At 55.4% G+C, this 15,311-nt stretch carries 13 protein-coding genes; 10 read left to right on the top strand and 3 right to left on the bottom strand.

The genetic code is table 11. The annotated features are described in order from the left end of the window. Positions 1-88 precede the first annotated feature (88 nt). Together BN3277_RS12105 and BN3277_RS12100 are read left to right on the top strand one after the other, a co-directional pair. Entirely contained in the window at positions 89-1,117 is a 1,029-nt protein-coding gene (locus BN3277_RS12105; protein ID WP_059043008.1) for an ATP-binding cassette domain-containing protein, read from the top strand. After that, a complete protein-coding gene (locus BN3277_RS12100; protein ID WP_059043007.1) occupies positions 1,114-1,929 on the top strand; it encodes an ABC transporter permease in 816 nt (271 codons plus the stop codon). The genes BN3277_RS12105 and BN3277_RS12100 overlap by 4 nt, the downstream gene beginning before the upstream one ends. Before the next feature lie 68 nt (positions 1,930-1,997). Here the strand turns inward: BN3277_RS12100 and BN3277_RS12095 are convergent, their stop codons facing one another. From BN3277_RS12095 to BN3277_RS12085, 3 genes are read right to left on the bottom strand one after another with little or no spacing between them, the layout of a single operon-like run. Further along, positions 1,998-3,182: a MalY/PatB family protein gene (locus tag BN3277_RS12095; protein WP_059043005.1), complete on the bottom strand. Its 1,185-nt coding sequence runs from the start codon at positions 3,180-3,182 to the stop codon at positions 1,998-2,000. A 60-nt stretch (positions 3,183-3,242) separates the two neighbouring features. Continuing rightward, complete coding sequence (locus BN3277_RS12090; protein WP_059043003.1) at positions 3,243-3,812, bottom strand: beta-class carbonic anhydrase; 570 nt, start codon at positions 3,810-3,812, stop codon at positions 3,243-3,245. 42 nt (positions 3,813-3,854) lie between these two features. Next, entirely contained in the window at positions 3,855-4,178 is a 324-nt protein-coding gene (locus tag BN3277_RS12085; protein WP_059043001.1) for an iron-sulfur cluster biosynthesis family protein, read from the bottom strand. Between the two features lie 138 nt (positions 4,179-4,316). Between BN3277_RS12085 and BN3277_RS12080 the strand changes: the two genes are divergently transcribed. The 8 genes from BN3277_RS12080 (at position 4,317) to mutS (ending at position 14,943) form a co-directional block, all read left to right on the top strand. Then, entirely contained in the window at positions 4,317-5,834 is a 1,518-nt protein-coding gene (locus tag BN3277_RS12080) for a carboxypeptidase M32 (protein WP_059042999.1), read from the top strand. Positions 5,835-6,066: 232 nt separating this feature from the next. Next, positions 6,067-7,068: an ABC transporter substrate-binding protein gene (locus BN3277_RS12075; RefSeq protein WP_059042997.1), complete on the top strand. Its 1,002-nt coding sequence runs from the start codon at positions 6,067-6,069 to the stop codon at positions 7,066-7,068. Between the two features lie 34 nt (positions 7,069-7,102). After that, positions 7,103-7,882 (top strand): ABC transporter ATP-binding protein, encoded by a 780-nt coding sequence (locus BN3277_RS12070; RefSeq protein ID WP_059042996.1) that lies wholly within the window; start codon positions 7,103-7,105, stop codon positions 7,880-7,882. Between the two features lie 90 nt (positions 7,883-7,972). After that, positions 7,973-8,719: an ABC transporter permease gene (locus BN3277_RS12065; RefSeq protein WP_232436449.1), complete on the top strand. Its 747-nt coding sequence runs from the start codon at positions 7,973-7,975 to the stop codon at positions 8,717-8,719. A 131-nt stretch (positions 8,720-8,850) separates the two neighbouring features. Continuing rightward, positions 8,851-9,846, top strand: coding sequence for an aromatic acid exporter family protein (locus tag BN3277_RS12060; protein ID WP_059042991.1), 996 nt, complete (start codon positions 8,851-8,853; stop codon positions 9,844-9,846). Positions 9,847-9,910: 64 nt separating this feature from the next. Next, the gene (gene cotE, locus BN3277_RS12055; protein WP_059042990.1) at positions 9,911-10,456 is read left to right on the top strand and encodes an outer spore coat protein CotE; all 546 of its coding nucleotides are present in this window, start codon (positions 9,911-9,913) and stop codon (positions 10,454-10,456) included. 142 nt (positions 10,457-10,598) lie between these two features. Next, positions 10,599-12,083 carry a putative amidoligase domain-containing protein gene (locus tag BN3277_RS12050; RefSeq protein ID WP_232436408.1) on the top strand — a complete coding sequence of 495 codons (1,485 nt, stop codon included), beginning with the start codon at positions 10,599-10,601 and terminating at the stop codon, positions 12,081-12,083. A 73-nt stretch (positions 12,084-12,156) separates the two neighbouring features. After that, complete coding sequence (gene mutS, locus BN3277_RS12045) at positions 12,157-14,943, top strand: DNA mismatch repair protein MutS (RefSeq protein ID WP_059042986.1); 2,787 nt, start codon at positions 12,157-12,159, stop codon at positions 14,941-14,943. The last annotated feature ends 368 nt before the right edge of the window (positions 14,944-15,311 follow it).

Raw genomic sequence — 15,311 nt, 5'->3', positions numbered from 1 at the left:
GTGAATAGGGTTTAAATTCAGTTTAACTAACTCGGTTAACCTCCTAACTGTAGATCCCATTGGGTGTAGGATAGGAGGAAGAAAACGGATGAACACAAAAACATTAGCCATGACGGGAGGCGCAACCCAACCGGCGATCGAAGCCGAGGGTCTCGTTAAGATATTCGGAACGAACCGCGCGGTAGACGGGGTGAACCTGCAGGTGGGGAGCGGCATGATATACGGCGTCCTGGGGCCTAACGGGGCTGGGAAGACAACGACGATCCGCATGTTGGCCACCTTGCTGCGTCCGGATGCAGGTTCGGCCCGCATTTTTGGACATGACGTTGTAAAGGAGCAGCATATCGTACGTCAGTTAATCGGCGTGACCGGGCAGTATGCCTCGGTAGATGAAACGCTAAGCGCGACGGAAAACCTCATCATCTTCTCCAGATTGTTAAGCTTGAGTCGCGGTGAAGCTCGTCGTAAGGCGGAGGACCTGCTGGAGGAGTTTGGCTTGTCGGAGGCGGCCAAGCGCCCGCTGAAGCATTTCTCGGGCGGGATGCGGCGGCGCCTGGATTTAGCGGCCAGCTTGATCGCTCAGCCGCCGCTGATCTTCCTCGATGAACCAACGACGGGGCTGGATCCGCGGACGCGGACGCAGATGTGGGACACGATCCGCCGTCTGGTTACTTCGGGTTCGACCGTGCTGTTAACGACGCAATACTTGGATGAAGCGGACCAGCTGGCGGACCGGATTGCCGTTATCGATCGCGGACAGGTGATTGCGGAAGGGACGGTCGACGATTTAAAAACCTCGGTTGGCGCCTCGTTGTTGCAGTTAAGAATCCGCAATTCGTTGGATCTGGCAGAGGCTCGAAGAGTTGTGGAGCAGGTACTGAAGGTGCCTTCAAACATCTCGGCGGAGGCCGGGAAGATTACCGCGCCGATGGCGGAGGCGGATCGAGTGACGGACCTGTTGATCGCTTTGCGTGAAGCAGGGGTGGATTTATTGGAATTAAGCGTTCAGAAGCCAACGCTGGACGAAGTCTTCTTAACGTTGACCGGGCGTGGCGTCGAAGGGGATACCGCCGAAACGGACGCCTACGAACTCAAGCAGAAGGGGGTAATGGCATGAACAGCCCGGCAGTCAACACCAAGGCCGCACGACCGCTGAGGAATCACACGAGTCTCCGTCAATCGCTCCGTCATTCTTTCACTATGGCGTACCGAGGTTTAGTAAAAATAAAGCGAACGCCGGAGCAATTGTTTGACGTGACGATTCAACCGATCATTTTTACGCTGATGTTCACTTATATTTTCGGCGGGGCAATATCGGGTGATGTGATGAGCTATTTGCCGGTCATTATCCCGGGGATTTTGGTGCAAACCGTCATTTCGACGTCCGTCGTCACCGGGGTCCAGCTGCGAGAGGATATGGAGAAGGGGGTCTTCGACCGCTTCAAGTCGCTGCCGATCGCGCGAATCGCTCCATTGGCCGGTGCCTTACTGGCGGACACGGTGCGCTATACGATCGCTACGGTCTTGACCTTTGTCATGGGTTATTTCATGGGCTTCCGGCCTGCAGGGGGCCTCGGCTCCGTCGCCCTTGCAGCGCTGCTTGTGATTGCCTGTTCTTGGGCGATCAGCTGGATCTTCGCTTTCTTTGGCGTCATTGCGCGAACGGCATCCAGCGTCCAGGGGATTTCGATGATCGTGTTGTTCCCGCTGACGTTCCTGTCCAATGCGTTTGTTCCGGTCGATACGATGCCGAAATGGCTGCAATGGTTCGTGAATATCAACCCGATCTCGCATTTGGTTACCGCGGTTCGGGAGTTAGTGAACAACGGAGTAGTCGGCGGGGATTTGGTGACATCCCTCGTAGGAGCTGCCGTCATCGTGGCGGTATTTGCCCCGATAACGGTTCGTGCCTATATGCGCCGTACCTAAATCTAAATACAACAAAGCCGGAAGACAAGGCGTCTATCCGGCTTTGTTGTTTTTTCAAGAGAGGGGCATTAATCTTTCGCGTTGCGTGCGGTAACCGCTGTACAAAAACGCTCCAGCGCCTCTTGCAATAACGAGCGCGGACAAGCCAGGTTAATGCGCAGGAACCCTTCGCCGTTCTGACCATAAATGGAGCCTTCGGTAAATGCGATGCGGGCTTCCTTGTACATCACTTGCTTCATCTGAGCTTTGCTCCAGCCCAGCGCCCGGCCGTCCACCCATAACAAGTAGGTGCCTTCGGAGAGGACAGGGGTAACCTCAGGCAGCCGTTCCGCTAGAGCAGCAACCGCGAAGTCGCGGTTGGCGCGGATATAATCCAAGACGGCGTCAAGCCAATCTTCGCTTTGGTTATACGCGGCGATGGTCGCAGAGGGGCCGAAATAGTTCAACGAACCGATGGCTAACGCTTTGATCCGTTCTGCAAATCGTTTGCGGATCGCCGCGTTCGGAATGATCGTATACGCCGTAGCGAGCCCCGGGATATTAAACGTCTTGGAAGGTGCCGCACAGGTAATCGTGATGCCAGCAAGGGCTTCCGAGAGCGAAGCAAACGGCAAATGTCGATTTTCTTTGAACACCAGGTCACTATGAATTTCGTCCGAGACGACTTTTACTCCGTATTTCAAGCAGAGTTCGCCGAGACGTACCAGCTCGTCCCGGGCCCAAACCCGCCCGCCGGGATTATGGGGGCTGCACAGCAGCATCAGCTTGGCGCCGTCCTGCATCAGCGACTCCAACTGGCCGTAATCCATACGGTAACGCCCGTTTTCAAGAATCAGCGGATTTTCGGCGACTTCGCGGCCGTTATTGCGGATCACATCGTAGAACGGATTATATACCGGGGACTGCAGGATCACCCGGTCTCCCGGCTCGGTTAATACCTGGACGGCTACGCCTAGCGCAGGCACGACGCCCGGGGTATCGGTCAACCAAGACGCGTCAACGCTCCAACCGTGCCGGCGGTCCAGCCAGCCGGTGATGGCCTCCAGGTATTCTTTGGGCCGGGTCGTGTAGCCGTAAATTCCCAGCTTAGCCCGTTCCGTAACGGCTTCGACAATGGCCGGTGCGCAGCGGAAATCCATGTCGGCGACCCACAAGGGCAAGACATCCGGATCACCGAACAGCTCCTGGCCCGTATCCCATTTCTCTGAGAAGGTTCCTTTCCGCGGCAAACGTTCGTCGAAATCATACGTCATCTCGTTGCTACATCCTTTCCCCATGCAGGCGAATTCTCTCAGTTCTGGTTGTTGATATTACTAATGAAGCGGCTGATATCCGTCAATGACAAGCTCCAATTCGCCTGTCGTGGAATCAATCAGCATCCCGTGAACGGGAATATCGGCGGGGAGCAGAGGGTGTCTCTTGACGATATTTACCGTCTGGATAACGCCTTCCTTCTCGTTTTCGAAGCCGCGCAGCCATTTATTCAGCTTGATGCCGGAGTTCTCCAACGTACTTAACGTATCTTCGCTGATGCCTCGCTCCCGCATGGAGCCGATCATCCGGTCCGAATTCAACGCCGCCATCCCGCAGCCGGTATGGCCAACAATAAACACCTCTTGCGCGTGGAGCTCGTAAATCGCCACCAGCAGACTGCGCATAACGCTACCGAAAGGTTGGGAGATAATCGCACCGGCATTTTTGATCAGCTTCACATCGCCGTTGCGCAGGTTCATCGCTTTAGGCAGCAGTTCCACGAGCCGGGTATCCATACAGGTGACGACAGCGATCTTCTTCTCGGGAAATTTATCCGTCACATACTTCTCGTATTCCTTGTCTTCCACAAATTTGCGGTTATACTCCAGAATCGTTTGCAGCTTGTTCATGGTTCCTGCCTCCTTAGGGTTGGGTAAAAAACTTCGGCGTAATTATCGGCGGTCCACCAATGGAATATTGGACTTGTAAAATTGAGAAGGCCCATCCAAACGGAACGTGCCGGTGGTTTCTTCCCCTTTTAGGGTAAGTTCTTCTTCGAAAAACACCGCCTGCATTTTATCGATCCAAAACGGATACACCTCGTTCTCCATTGGGATGTCATAAGCGCCGGGCTCGGTCGCAAGGTGAAGTACCGGAACGCCGCTCATGCCACAACCGCAGTTTTCCGTATCGTACACGAGACGGAGAAGGCCTGGCTTAGCGCCCAGTTTGTCGGCAATCAGCTTTTCGGCCGTCGGGTTCAAAGATATTTTCATAGGATGTAGACAGCTCCTTTACCTGGAAATAAAATATTTCAAAAAAGTGATTTCGTCCGCTTAAAATTTGATTATACGGTTTGTTAAAAGTATCATCAAGAGTAGCAGTAAATTTCACCAGTAAAGGCGGGAGTTGTCATGAAGCAGGAAACGGTTGAAAAATGGGAGCTCTTTCGAGAGCTTCTGCAAAAGATTCACAGCTATGGGGAAGCCGTCGCACTGATGAATTGGGATTTGCGTACCGGAGCGCCGCGAAAAGGAGCGGAGACGCGCGCAGCCACCATCGGCTTATTGTCCACGGAAGCTTTTAAGCTGCAAACCTCGGCGGAAATGGGTGAATATCTGGGGTATTTGAATCAGCCTTCCGTCTTGGATGAACTGGACGATGTTAAACGCCGGATGGTGCTTGATGTACAGGAGGAGTACGACCGGAGCGTGAAGATTCCACCGCAAAAATTCCGCGAATATACCGAGCTTACGGCTCATTCCGAAACGATGTGGGAGGACTTCAAGGAAAACAGCGATTTCGCCGGTTTTGAACCTTATTTGACGCAAATCGTGGAAAAAAACCAGGAGTTTATCGACTATTGGGGTCCGAAGGCCACTCGTTATGATACGTTGCTACATATGTATGAACCGGATCTAACGGTCGAGAAGCTCGATCAGGTATTCGGGCAGCTACGCGACCGACTGGTGCCGCTGGTCGAAGCGGTCGCAACGGCGAAGAACAAGCCGGAAGCGCCATTCCTGGATCAGTTGTTCGATACGGAACAGCAGGCGAAGTTCAGCCGGTTCCTCCTCGAGCAAATCGGCTACGACTTCGAAGCCGGACGGATCGACGAAACGGTCCACCCGTTCCAAACGACGCTGAATCATGGCGATGTGCGAATCACGACCAACTATAAGCAGGATGATGTCGCCAGCGCGATCTTCAGCTCTTTGCATGAAGGCGGCCATGCCCTCTACGAGCAGAACGTTTCTCCGGAGCTGGCCGGATCGCCGCTAGCCCAAGGGACGTCTATGGGGATTCATGAATCCCAGTCTCGCTTCTGGGAGAACTTCGTGGGGCGCAGCCTGCCGTTCTGGCAGCGGTATTTCGGCGAACTCCAGCAGCACTTCCCGGAACAGCTCAAGGACGCCACGCCGGAAGCGTTCTTCCGCGGCATCAATCGCGTGGAGAACTCGTTAATCCGGATCGAAGCGGATGAATTGACTTACAATTTGCATATCATCATCCGTTACGAGATCGAAAAGATGCTGTTTAATGAAGCGTTGCCGGTAAGCGAGCTGCCTAAAGTGTGGAACGAGAAATACCGCGACTATCTTGGCTTGACGCCGCCGAATGACGGGCTTGGCGTCCTGCAGGACGTTCACTGGTCGGGTGGGCTGTTTGGATATTTCCCATCTTATGCACTAGGCAACATGTATGCCGCGCAGATCGCCAATACGCTGCAGAAGGAGCTGCCGCAGTTCGAAGGTTTTGTTGCGGACGGGAACTTCCAACCGATCAAGGAATGGCTGACCGACAAAATCTACAAATACGGCAAAAGCCGCAAGCCGTCCGAAATCATCCTCGCGGTTACCGGGGAAGAGCTGAATCCGGATTATCTTGCAGACTACCTGGAGCAAAAATTCAAGAGCATTTACGGCATTTAACCGGCCACCCATTCAAGGCTGTCCTGGGGCGGATTCATCCGCTCAGGGCGGCCTTTTTGCGTTTATTTCGTTCCTTTCCCCAAGCTCTTGTCTTACGTATCCCCAGGGACCCTATCATCGTTCGTCAACGCTTAACCTTTTGCTGGGCCATCGCATAGTATTTAGTATGTTCTGGCCAACCGCTCGCAGACGATTGGCTATGAAACTCCATGTAGAAGGAGAGGTGAACGGCATGAACAACGCTAGAAAGGGGTTATGGCTCGCGCTCATCGTTCTCCTGACGGCAGCCCTGAGCGGTTGCGGAGGAAGCGGCCAAACACCAAAGGTGAAAATCGGGGAAGTTACCCGTTCCGTTTTTTATGCCCCTCAATATGTAGCTTTAGAGAAAGGCTTCTTTAAAGAGGAAGGACTGGACGTCGAGCTGCAAACGACAGCCGGCGGCGATAAAACGATGACCGCACTGCTGTCGGGGGCGATCGATGTGGCGCTGGTGGGCGCGGAAACGTCGATTTACGTGTTTCAACAAGGGGCGGAAGACCCGGTAATTAATTTTGCTCAGTTGACGCAAACCGATGGTACCTTCCTGGTTGCCCGGGATTCCGGAGATTTCGATTGGGAGAAGCTGAAGGGCAGCGTATTTCTTGGTCAGCGGAAAGGCGGTATGCCGCAAATGGCCGGAGAGTTCACCCTGCGTAAGCACGGGATCGATCCTCAACAAGATCTGGAACTGATCCAGAATGTGGATTTCGCGAATATCACAGCGGCATTTGTATCGGGAACAGGACAGTTTGTCCAGTTGTTCGAACCGCAGGCTTCTATTGTTGAGAAGGAAGGGAAGGGCCACGTCGTCGCTTCCTTTGGGACGGAGAGCGGAAGGCTGCCTTACACGGTATTTATGACCAAGCAGAGCTACATGAAGGATCGCCCGGAAGTGGTTCAGAAGTTTACGAACGCGGTGCATAAAGCCCAACTTTGGGTCCAATCGCATACGCCGGAAGAGATCGCCGAGGCGGTTGCTCCCTATTTTAAAGACACGGACATGGACATCTTGGTCAGCTCGATCAAGCGTTATCAGGAACAGGGGAGCTATGCCGAAACCCCGGCATTGGCGGAGGATGCTTGGAACAACCTGCTTGACGTGATGGAAAGCGCAGGGGAATTAAACGAGCGGGTTGCCCCTGAGAAGGTGGTTGACAATAGTTTCGCAGAAAAAGCCGTGAACACGGTGAAGTAATACAAGAAACAACGGAAAAGGAGCGTGAGCGCTTTTGCCTTCTGTCGTGGAACTGAAAAACCTGGATCTGGTCTACGTGACGGACCGAGAGGCCGTCCTCGCTTTGCAAGGGATGAATTTGACGGTGGAGCCGGGCGAATTCATCAGTCTCGTTGGTCCCAGCGGTTGCGGAAAGACCACGCTTCTCTCCGTCATGGCAGGTTTGCTCTCTCCTTCCCGGGGGGAGGTGCTGCTGCACGGCAAACCGGTGACAGGGCCAACCCCGCAGGTTGGTTATATGCTGCAGCAGGATTATTTGTTCCCGTGGCGGACGATTCTGAGCAATAGTGTGCTAGGGCTGGAGCTGACGGGGAGGTTAACGCCGGAAAGCACGGAAAATGCCCGGGCGCTGCTCGCAGAAATGGGCCTGGGCGATACGGAGAATCTGTATCCGCATCAGCTGTCGGGCGGGATGCGTCAACGGGTCGCCCTTGTGCGTACCCTGGCGACCGATCCAGAGCTGCTCCTCCTGGATGAGCCATTCTCGGCGCTCGATTACCAAACGAAGCTGCAACTGGAGGATCTGGTATGGGGAACCTTGAAGCAACGGGAGAAAACCGGCGTCCTGGTGACCCATGATCTGTCCGAAGCGATCGCGGTCAGCGACCGGGTTATCGTGCTGGCTCCCAGACCCGGCCGGATTCGCAGCATGTATGAAATTCCGGAGAATATTCGGAAGGCGCAGCCGTTCTACGCCCGGGAAGCCGAGGGCTTTAACGAGCTGTTCCATGAAATCTGGCGGGACTTGGAAACGTCGGAAAGGGAGGAGGGATAGCCCTTGGCGCAATCGGTAACCAAACCGGCCGACAACCAGGAAGCCTGGCTGCAAGAGAAATGGCGCTTGTACCGTAAACGCAAACGACGCATGAGCAACTATGTGGTGAGCGTTCAGGCGTTGATCCTCGTGTTATTCATCGGATGCTGGGAGCTCGCGGGCCAACTGCGATGGATTGATGTGCTGATCTTCAGTTACCCGTCGAAGGTGGGACGGCAAATCGTCAAGGATGCGGTCAGCGGGGAACTGTGGCCGCATCTGGCGATGACAGTAGGGGAAACGGCGGTGGGTTTTCTGCTCGGCACGCTGATCGGGACCTTATTAGCCGTCCTGATCTGGTGGTCGCCGTTTCTGTCCCGCGTGCTGGACCCCTACATGGTCGTATTCAACAGCATGCCAAAGGTGGCGTTGGGTCCAATCTTTATCGTGCTGTTTGGCGCCGGCTTCACAGCCATTGTCGTTACAACGCTGTCGATTACCGTGATTGTCACCACGTTGGTTGTGTTCAACAGCTTTAATGAAGTAGACGCCAACCTGGTTAAGGTGATTCGCACGTTTGGCGGATCTCGGCGTGACGTGTTTGTGAAGGCGATCCTTCCGGCTTCGTTCCCCACCATCGTCTCTACGTTGAAGGTGAACGTGGGCATGGCCTGGGTTGGCGTGATCGTTGGGGAATTCCTCGTCGCCAAGATCGGCCTCGGATACTTGATCGTCTACGGGTTTCAGGTGTTTAACTTTACGCTGGTGTTGTCGAGCCTCGTCATCATTGCGATTGTGGCGACGGCGATGTACCAGATGGTCGTCTATCTCGAACGGAAGCTGGTGAGGGAGCGATAACGCTCCCTTTTTTGCGTGACCTGGCGATGGGTTGGTGAGGTGCTTGCGCAAGGAAGAATGGCATTGTATGGAAGCATGAAATCAAGTAGGATATTTTCATAGATCGGTTTCGACAAAAAGGGTGGGTTTTCATGGGATTTCGAGTCATCAAAACAGCCGTCGCTACGTTAATGGCCATATTTATTGCGGATTTTGCCGGGGTGGCTGGCGCCAACTCCGCGGGATTGCTTGCGATTCTCGGGGTGGACGTCACGCGCAAGCGCAGCCTGGCTTCGATCTCGGCACGGTTTTTCGCTTCGATATTGGGACTGTTGTTGGCTTTTGGAGTGTTCTACTTCCTCGGGTTTCATATTTGGGTCCTGGCTTTTTACATACTCATCGCGTTCCCGTTGATCGCTCGAGCGGGATTTAAGGAAGGTATCGTTACCAGCTCCGTCGTCGTGTTTCGCGTGTTTGGCGGTGCGGAAATCTCCTGGCACGTGCTGCTGACCCAGGTGGAGTTATTGATCATCGGGCTGGGTTCGGCGATGGTCGTTAATTTTCTGTACATGCCCAAGACGGAAGACAAGCTGCTGGACACTCGGCGGGATGTAGACGCTTTGTTTTCGCGGATTTTTCAGGAAATCGCCGCTTCGCTGCGCGATCCGTATCGCCTGTGGGACGGGAAAGAGCTCACCGATGTGGCCCGTATGATCGACGAGGGTTACGTGCTCGCTAAGCGGGCGGCTGAAAATCAGATGATCTCACCCAACGAGGCATGGACGGCTTATTTCATCATGCGCAAGGAGCAGTTAAGCCGGATCGAAGGGATGCTGGAGCTGATTTCTCAAGTGTATCAGCGCATACCGCAAGGCGAATTTGTAGCGGTGTTGTTTGACCGGCTTAGCGTGGATGTGAATCAAGAGGAGTATACGGGGATTACGGAGCAGATGTTAGCGGAGCTGGAGGAGGAGTTCAAGAAAATGGAGATGCCCTCCACTCGGGAGGAATTTGAAATGCGTTCAGCCATCTTGCAGCTGTGCCGGGAACTTTCCTTATATTTAGCCGTTTCCAAAAAAAATAAAGCCCCCATTCCTCGAATGGCGGCAAATCGGGTGCGCAAACGAAATCAGGCGCCGATAAAATAGTTGTCACCCTAGACGAATGTCCTGCATACACTTTTATTGAATGATGTATGGAGGAGGTTCTAACATGTCATTGAAATATCAAAGTAGAGAGATCATCACGAAAGCGATCTGCGGAAAAGGTCGTAAGTTCTCTACCGTAACACATACCGTGACTCCCCCTCATAAACCGTCGAGCATCCTGGGGGCCTGGATCATCAACCACCAGTACGAAGCGGTCGCTGCGGGAGACGGAATTGAAGTTATTGGTACTTACGATATTAACATCTGGTATTCGTACGACAAGAACTCGCAGACCGAGGTCGCCAAGGAAACGGTATCTTACGTCGAGAATGTTCCGCTGAGCTATCTGGATTCCAGACACCGTTCGTCGACGGTGGAAGTGGCCGCTGAAGCCACGCAGGAACCCAGCACCGTCGAAGCTACGGTCTCGGGGGACGGCCGCGTATCCATTCGGGTGGAACGCGAGTTCGCGGTGGAACTGGTTGCCGAAACAAAGTTAAACGTCCTTGTGGTGCCGAGCAGCGGCATCGAAGACAAGGATTACGATTTTGGCTCCGAGCTCGGCGATTATGAAGATTTGGATCCGGATCTCCTCGACGACGAACTGTGATTCGTGTTGGAAGCAAACGGGCAGATGGGTGAGTACCACAGGTTTCAGTCTACAGTGTAGCATATGCGGCAGGGGCGTCGTCGAAGAGGGCGGCTGCCCTCTTTTTATTTATTTTTCGAAAAACCACTAACGATGACAGGGGATGAACTCGGTGGTGAAGGAGGAGCACCTTGTACTGAAAATCCGTCTGGGCTCCGGTGCGTTTAAAAGCCGCCTGCTGCAGGCGTTGGAGCGTTTGGGAGGACCCTATCGGGTGTTGAAAGGACCGGCATCGTCCGGCAGGTCGCCATCTGGAGGGGCCTATTCTGGAAGACGGTTTGCCCAACCTGCTTCGGAAGCTGCGGAATGGATCCGCTATGGCCCCGAGGAAGCCGATTGGGGCGGCCCGGTGCAGGAGATCGTGCTGGGGCGGCCCAAGGGATCGCTGGAAAATTGGCGTCGGCGTCTCGAAGCGGCCGGACTTAAGCCGACGACCCTGGAACGGAGCGCCGATGCGGTCCGAACTGCTGTCCCGTCCTACACGCGTCGCTTTGCCGTTACCGTGTTCCACTTGCGGGCGTGGGAGATTCGGCCGCTTAGTCAAGCCGGGCAGACGCTCCCGCTCCGGAGCGAACCGCTGTCCCCGGACTCGCCGCTACATAAACGTCTGACAAGTACGGCTATTCGGGCCTTATACGCCGTTGGGCTTGATTTTGGCGAGGTGGTGATTTCGGCCGGAGAGGAAGGGCGGTTTACGGTAGATGCCGTCACCCCCGCCTCGGACTTCGGCAGCGCAGCGGTGCCCGGGTTCGCCCGTGCCATGCGGGAAACCTTGGAGGAGCAAGAGAAGCTGCGGGAGTCGGCAGCGGAGCGGCTGATCGGGATGGACCCCGAGTTTTTGCTGTTTGATTCAACCCACGGCAAGGTGGTCCCTGCCTCACGTTACCTCCAGTTTCACGGCGAAGCGGGCTGCGACGTGCTGCGTTATCGCGGGCAGCGCTTGTTTCCGCTGGCCGAGCTCCGGCCAAGGCCTGGCAAGGAGCCGCGCGATGTGATCGTCCATCTGCTGCACGCGTTCCGCGAAGCCCGCGCCTCCATCGAAGATCGCGGGCTGATCTGGCAGGCGGGAGCGATGCCGCAGCGCGGTTTTCCGCTGGGCGGACACCTGCATTTTAGCGGAATCGCTTTAACCCCCGAGCTGCTACGAACGCTCGACAACTACTTGGCGCTGCTGCTGGCGGTGCTGGAGGATCCGCGAAGCGCGCCTCGCCGGCCGAAATACGGGTTCCTTGGCGATTTCCGCATCAAGGAGTATGGCGGCTTTGAGTATCGCACCTTGCCCAGCTTCCTGATCTCCCCGCTTGTCACCAAGGGGGTTGTAGCGTTAGCGTGTTTAATCATTGAGAACGTGGACCGTCTCCATGCGAGGCCGCTGGAGAGGGACGTAGTTTGGACGGCGTTTTACACTGGCCGCAAACAGCCGCTCCGCGAGGAGGTCCCCCGATTGCTGGCCGATATCCAAGGCGTTCCCGATTATTCCCGTTACCGAGGGTATGTCGCTCCGCTGCTTGAAGCCATTCAGTCCGGTCGCGCTTGGGACGAAAGCGTGGATATTCGCCCCGCTTGGAAGCTGCAAAATCCTTCATAACCGCGCTGCCCTTTTCTGGTATAATAGGATTCTATGAAAGACCTGATAGCGCAGGGGTAAATGGAGGGGAATCATGGCTACCTACACGCCGATGATTGAGCAGTATCTACGGATAAAGGCGGAAGCGCAGGACGCGTTTCTGTTTTTCCGGCTGGGCGATTTCTATGAAATGTTCTTCGAGGATGCGGTGCTGGCCGCCAAAGAGCTGGAAATTACGCTGACCGGACGGGACGGGGGCGCCGAGGAGAAAATTCCGATGTGCGGCGTTCCCTACCATTCGGCCGACAATTATATTCACCGACTGATTGAAAAAGGGTACAAAGTGGCGATCTGCGAGCAGATGGAAGACCCGTCGCAGACGAAAGGGATGGTCCGGCGCGAAATCGTCCGGGTCATCACTCCGGGGACGATTATGGAAGGGAAAACGATCGGCGAACGGACGAACAACTACATCGTCTCGGTCACTGAACGGCAGGGCCTGATGGCCTTGGCGGCCTGCGACCTTTCCACCGGGGAGTTGTACGCGACGTCCGCACCGTCGAACCGAGAGTGGCTGCGTGACGAAATCGGATTGTACGATCCGGCGGAGATTATCGGGGATGCAGAGTTGCTGGATTGGATTGCCGGACAAGCTGCAGCGATCGGCAAGCCGGTGGTGTATACGCCATGGGTTAAAACGAAAGAAGAGACGGGGCGTTCGCTGTTCGGCGAAGCGGAGTGGATCCGCTTAGAGCCGGAACGTCGCGATAATATTGCAATCCTTGTCGGCTATTTAAGCGAAACACAGAAACGCTCGCTTGGCCAATTGACGAAAATATCGGCTTACGAGCCGGAGCATTTTATGATTTTGGACCCGTTTACGCGGCGGAATCTGGAACTGGTCGAAACGGTCCGTGAGCGCTCGAAGAAGGGATCGCTCCTATGGCTGCTCGACCGAACGGAAACGTCGATGGGTTCCAGGCTGCTGCGTCGCTGGATCGATAAGCCGCTGCTGCAGAAATCGCGGATCGAGGAGCGTTTGGAGGCGGTGGAGCATCTGCACGGCGCTTTTATCCTGCGCGAGGATCTGCGGGGTGCGCTGCAAGACATTTACGACTTGGAGCGGTTGGTGGGCCGCGTCGCCTTCGGCAACGCCAACGGGCGGGATCTGGTTGCCTTGAAGACGTCGCTGCTTCAAGTGCCGGCGATCAAGGAGCTGTGCGCGGGGTCGGCCTCATCGACGCTGCAGCGGATCGCCTTGAGTATGGACGAGTGCGCAGATTTGGCCGGGATGATCGATGGGGCCATCGCTGACGATCCGCCGGTTTCGGTACGAGATGGAGGCATCATCAAAGCCGGGTTCCATGAGCGGTTGGACGAGCTGCGAGAAGCCGGAGTGAACGGCAAACGCTGGATCGCCGAGCTGGAAGCGGCCGAACGGCAAGCGACCGGGATTAAATCGCTGAAGATCGGCTACAACAAAGTGTTCGGATACTATATTGAAGTGACGCGGGCGAACCTGGCCGCGCTGCCGGAAGGCCGGTATGAACGGAAGCAGACGCTGGCGAATGCCGAGCGTTTCGTCACGCCGGAGTTGAAGGAGAAGGAAGCGCTGATTCTCGAAGCCGAGGAGAAGATGGTCGATCTGGAGTACGCGTTGTTTAACGAACTGCGCGAACGGATCGCTCAGGACATTCCGCGCTTACAGAAGCTTGCCGAGCAAATCGCCGAAATCGACGTGTTGCGTTCGTTGTCGCAGGTGGCTTCGGACAACAGATTTGTCAAACCACAGCTGACCGACGGCTACGACCTCGTCGTGGAGCAAGGACGGCATCCGGTGGTTGAATCCGTGATGAAGGATTCGGCGTTTATCGCCAACGGTACATCGCTTCGCAAGGACGATGCCAGCATCCTGCTGATCACGGGACCGAACATGGCTGGGAAAAGCACGTACATGCGGCAGGTCGCGCTTATTTCGATCCTGGCGCAAATCGGCAGCTTTGTTCCGGCGGCCAAAGCGGAGATTCCGTTAGTGGACCGTATCTTCACGCGGATTGGGGCGGCGGACGATCTGATCGGCGGGCAAAGCACCTTTATGGTGGAGATGGCCGACATTCAAATTATGACGGAGAAGGCGACCCCGCGCAGCTTGATCATCATCGACGAGCTGGGCCGCGGGACGTCGACCAGCGAAGGGATGGCGATCGCGCAAGCCGTGATCGAATATGTGCATGACCGGATCGGCTGTAAGGCGCTGGTCTCGACGCATTTTCACGAGCTTGCTCACCTGGAGCACAGCCTCCGCGGGCTAAACAACTACAGCATGGCGGTGCAGGAGAGCGGCGACAAAGTGCATTTCCTGCGCAAGCTGATCCCCGGTGCGGCCGACACCAGCTACGGTATCTACTGTGCGCGACTGGCCGGCTTGCCGGAGGAGATCATCGGCCGGGCCTACGGGCTGCTGAAGGGGCTGGAGGAGCAAAGCCCGCTGCTTGATGGCGGGAGGGTTGCGGTTGGTGCTGCGGCTTCTTCGCTGCTGGTCCGCCCGCAAGCGAAGGAGGAGGCTGCTCAAGCTGCTCAGGTTGTGCGGGAGACCGCAGTGACAGAGGCGGCAACTGAGGCGATCGCGGCGGAGGAAGCTGCGGTTTCGGCGGAAGCCGTGGCGGAGCCGCTTGCTGCTGAAGGCGGGCCGGTAGTGCAGCTTTCGATTTTTGGCGATGAAGAGCCACCGGTTCCAGCGAAGACGACCGTCCAAGCACCGGAAGATCCGGGTACACGAACGATCATCAACCTAATCAAAAACGCCGATTTGATGAACATGACACCGCTGCAAGCGATGCAATTGGTGAACGAATTGAAGATGAAGGCGAAGGATTTGTAGGAAGGTAAGTTGGCTGGGGCAGGGCAAGATTAGGACACGGGCAAGATAAGGTTAGGAATGGACTAGGTAAGGTCGGGGTAACAAGGTAAGGTCAAGGTAAGTTCAAGGTAAGTTCAAGGTATGGTCGAGGTAACCAGGTATGGTCAAAGTAACAAGGTATGGTCAAGGTAAGTTCAAGGTAAGGTCGGACTAACCTTCAACATTTACCTTCCCGGGCCTTCCTAGACCGCTAACGCTTGTGAGAAGTCTTAAGTCGGCCTAAAACGTCTTATTGTCATTTTAACGCTTGCCACAGTGCTTATTTGCCCGTTTTAGGGGTGAAATCAGGGATCTTGGTGGAAATAGCGTTGCTCAGCGTCGTTAGAAAT

Origin of the sequence: Paenibacillus rubinfantis (assembly GCF_001486505.1) — a bacterium.
Taxonomy (GTDB): Bacteria; Bacillota; Bacilli; order Paenibacillales; family Paenibacillaceae; genus Fontibacillus; species Fontibacillus rubinfantis.
This window is presented reverse-complemented; position numbering and strand designations above follow the sequence as displayed.

Coding starts and splice junctions, on each gene's coding strand:
- BN3277_RS12060 (WP_059042991.1), top strand. CDS start 8,851: ATGGGATTTCGAGTCATCAAAACAGCCGTCGCTACGTTAATGGCCATA.
- BN3277_RS12050 (WP_232436408.1), top strand. CDS start 10,599: ATGAACTCGGTGGTGAAGGAGGAGCACCTTGTACTGAAAATCCGTCTG.
- BN3277_RS12080 (WP_059042999.1), top strand. CDS start 4,317: ATGAAGCAGGAAACGGTTGAAAAATGGGAGCTCTTTCGAGAGCTTCTG.
- BN3277_RS12095 (WP_059043005.1), bottom strand. CDS start 3,182: ATGACGTATGATTTCGACGAACGTTTGCCGCGGAAAGGAACCTTCTCA.
- BN3277_RS12105 (WP_059043008.1), top strand. CDS start 89: ATGAACACAAAAACATTAGCCATGACGGGAGGCGCAACCCAACCGGCG.
- BN3277_RS12065 (WP_232436449.1), top strand. CDS start 7,973: ATGAGCAACTATGTGGTGAGCGTTCAGGCGTTGATCCTCGTGTTATTC.
- BN3277_RS12075 (WP_059042997.1), top strand. CDS start 6,067: ATGAACAACGCTAGAAAGGGGTTATGGCTCGCGCTCATCGTTCTCCTG.
- BN3277_RS12090 (WP_059043003.1), bottom strand. CDS start 3,812: ATGAACAAGCTGCAAACGATTCTGGAGTATAACCGCAAATTTGTGGAA.
- cotE (WP_059042990.1), top strand. CDS start 9,911: ATGTCATTGAAATATCAAAGTAGAGAGATCATCACGAAAGCGATCTGC.
- BN3277_RS12100 (WP_059043007.1), top strand. CDS start 1,114: ATGAACAGCCCGGCAGTCAACACCAAGGCCGCACGACCGCTGAGGAAT.
- BN3277_RS12085 (WP_059043001.1), bottom strand. CDS start 4,178: ATGAAAATATCTTTGAACCCGACGGCCGAAAAGCTGATTGCCGACAAA.
- mutS (WP_059042986.1), top strand. CDS start 12,157: ATGGCTACCTACACGCCGATGATTGAGCAGTATCTACGGATAAAGGCG.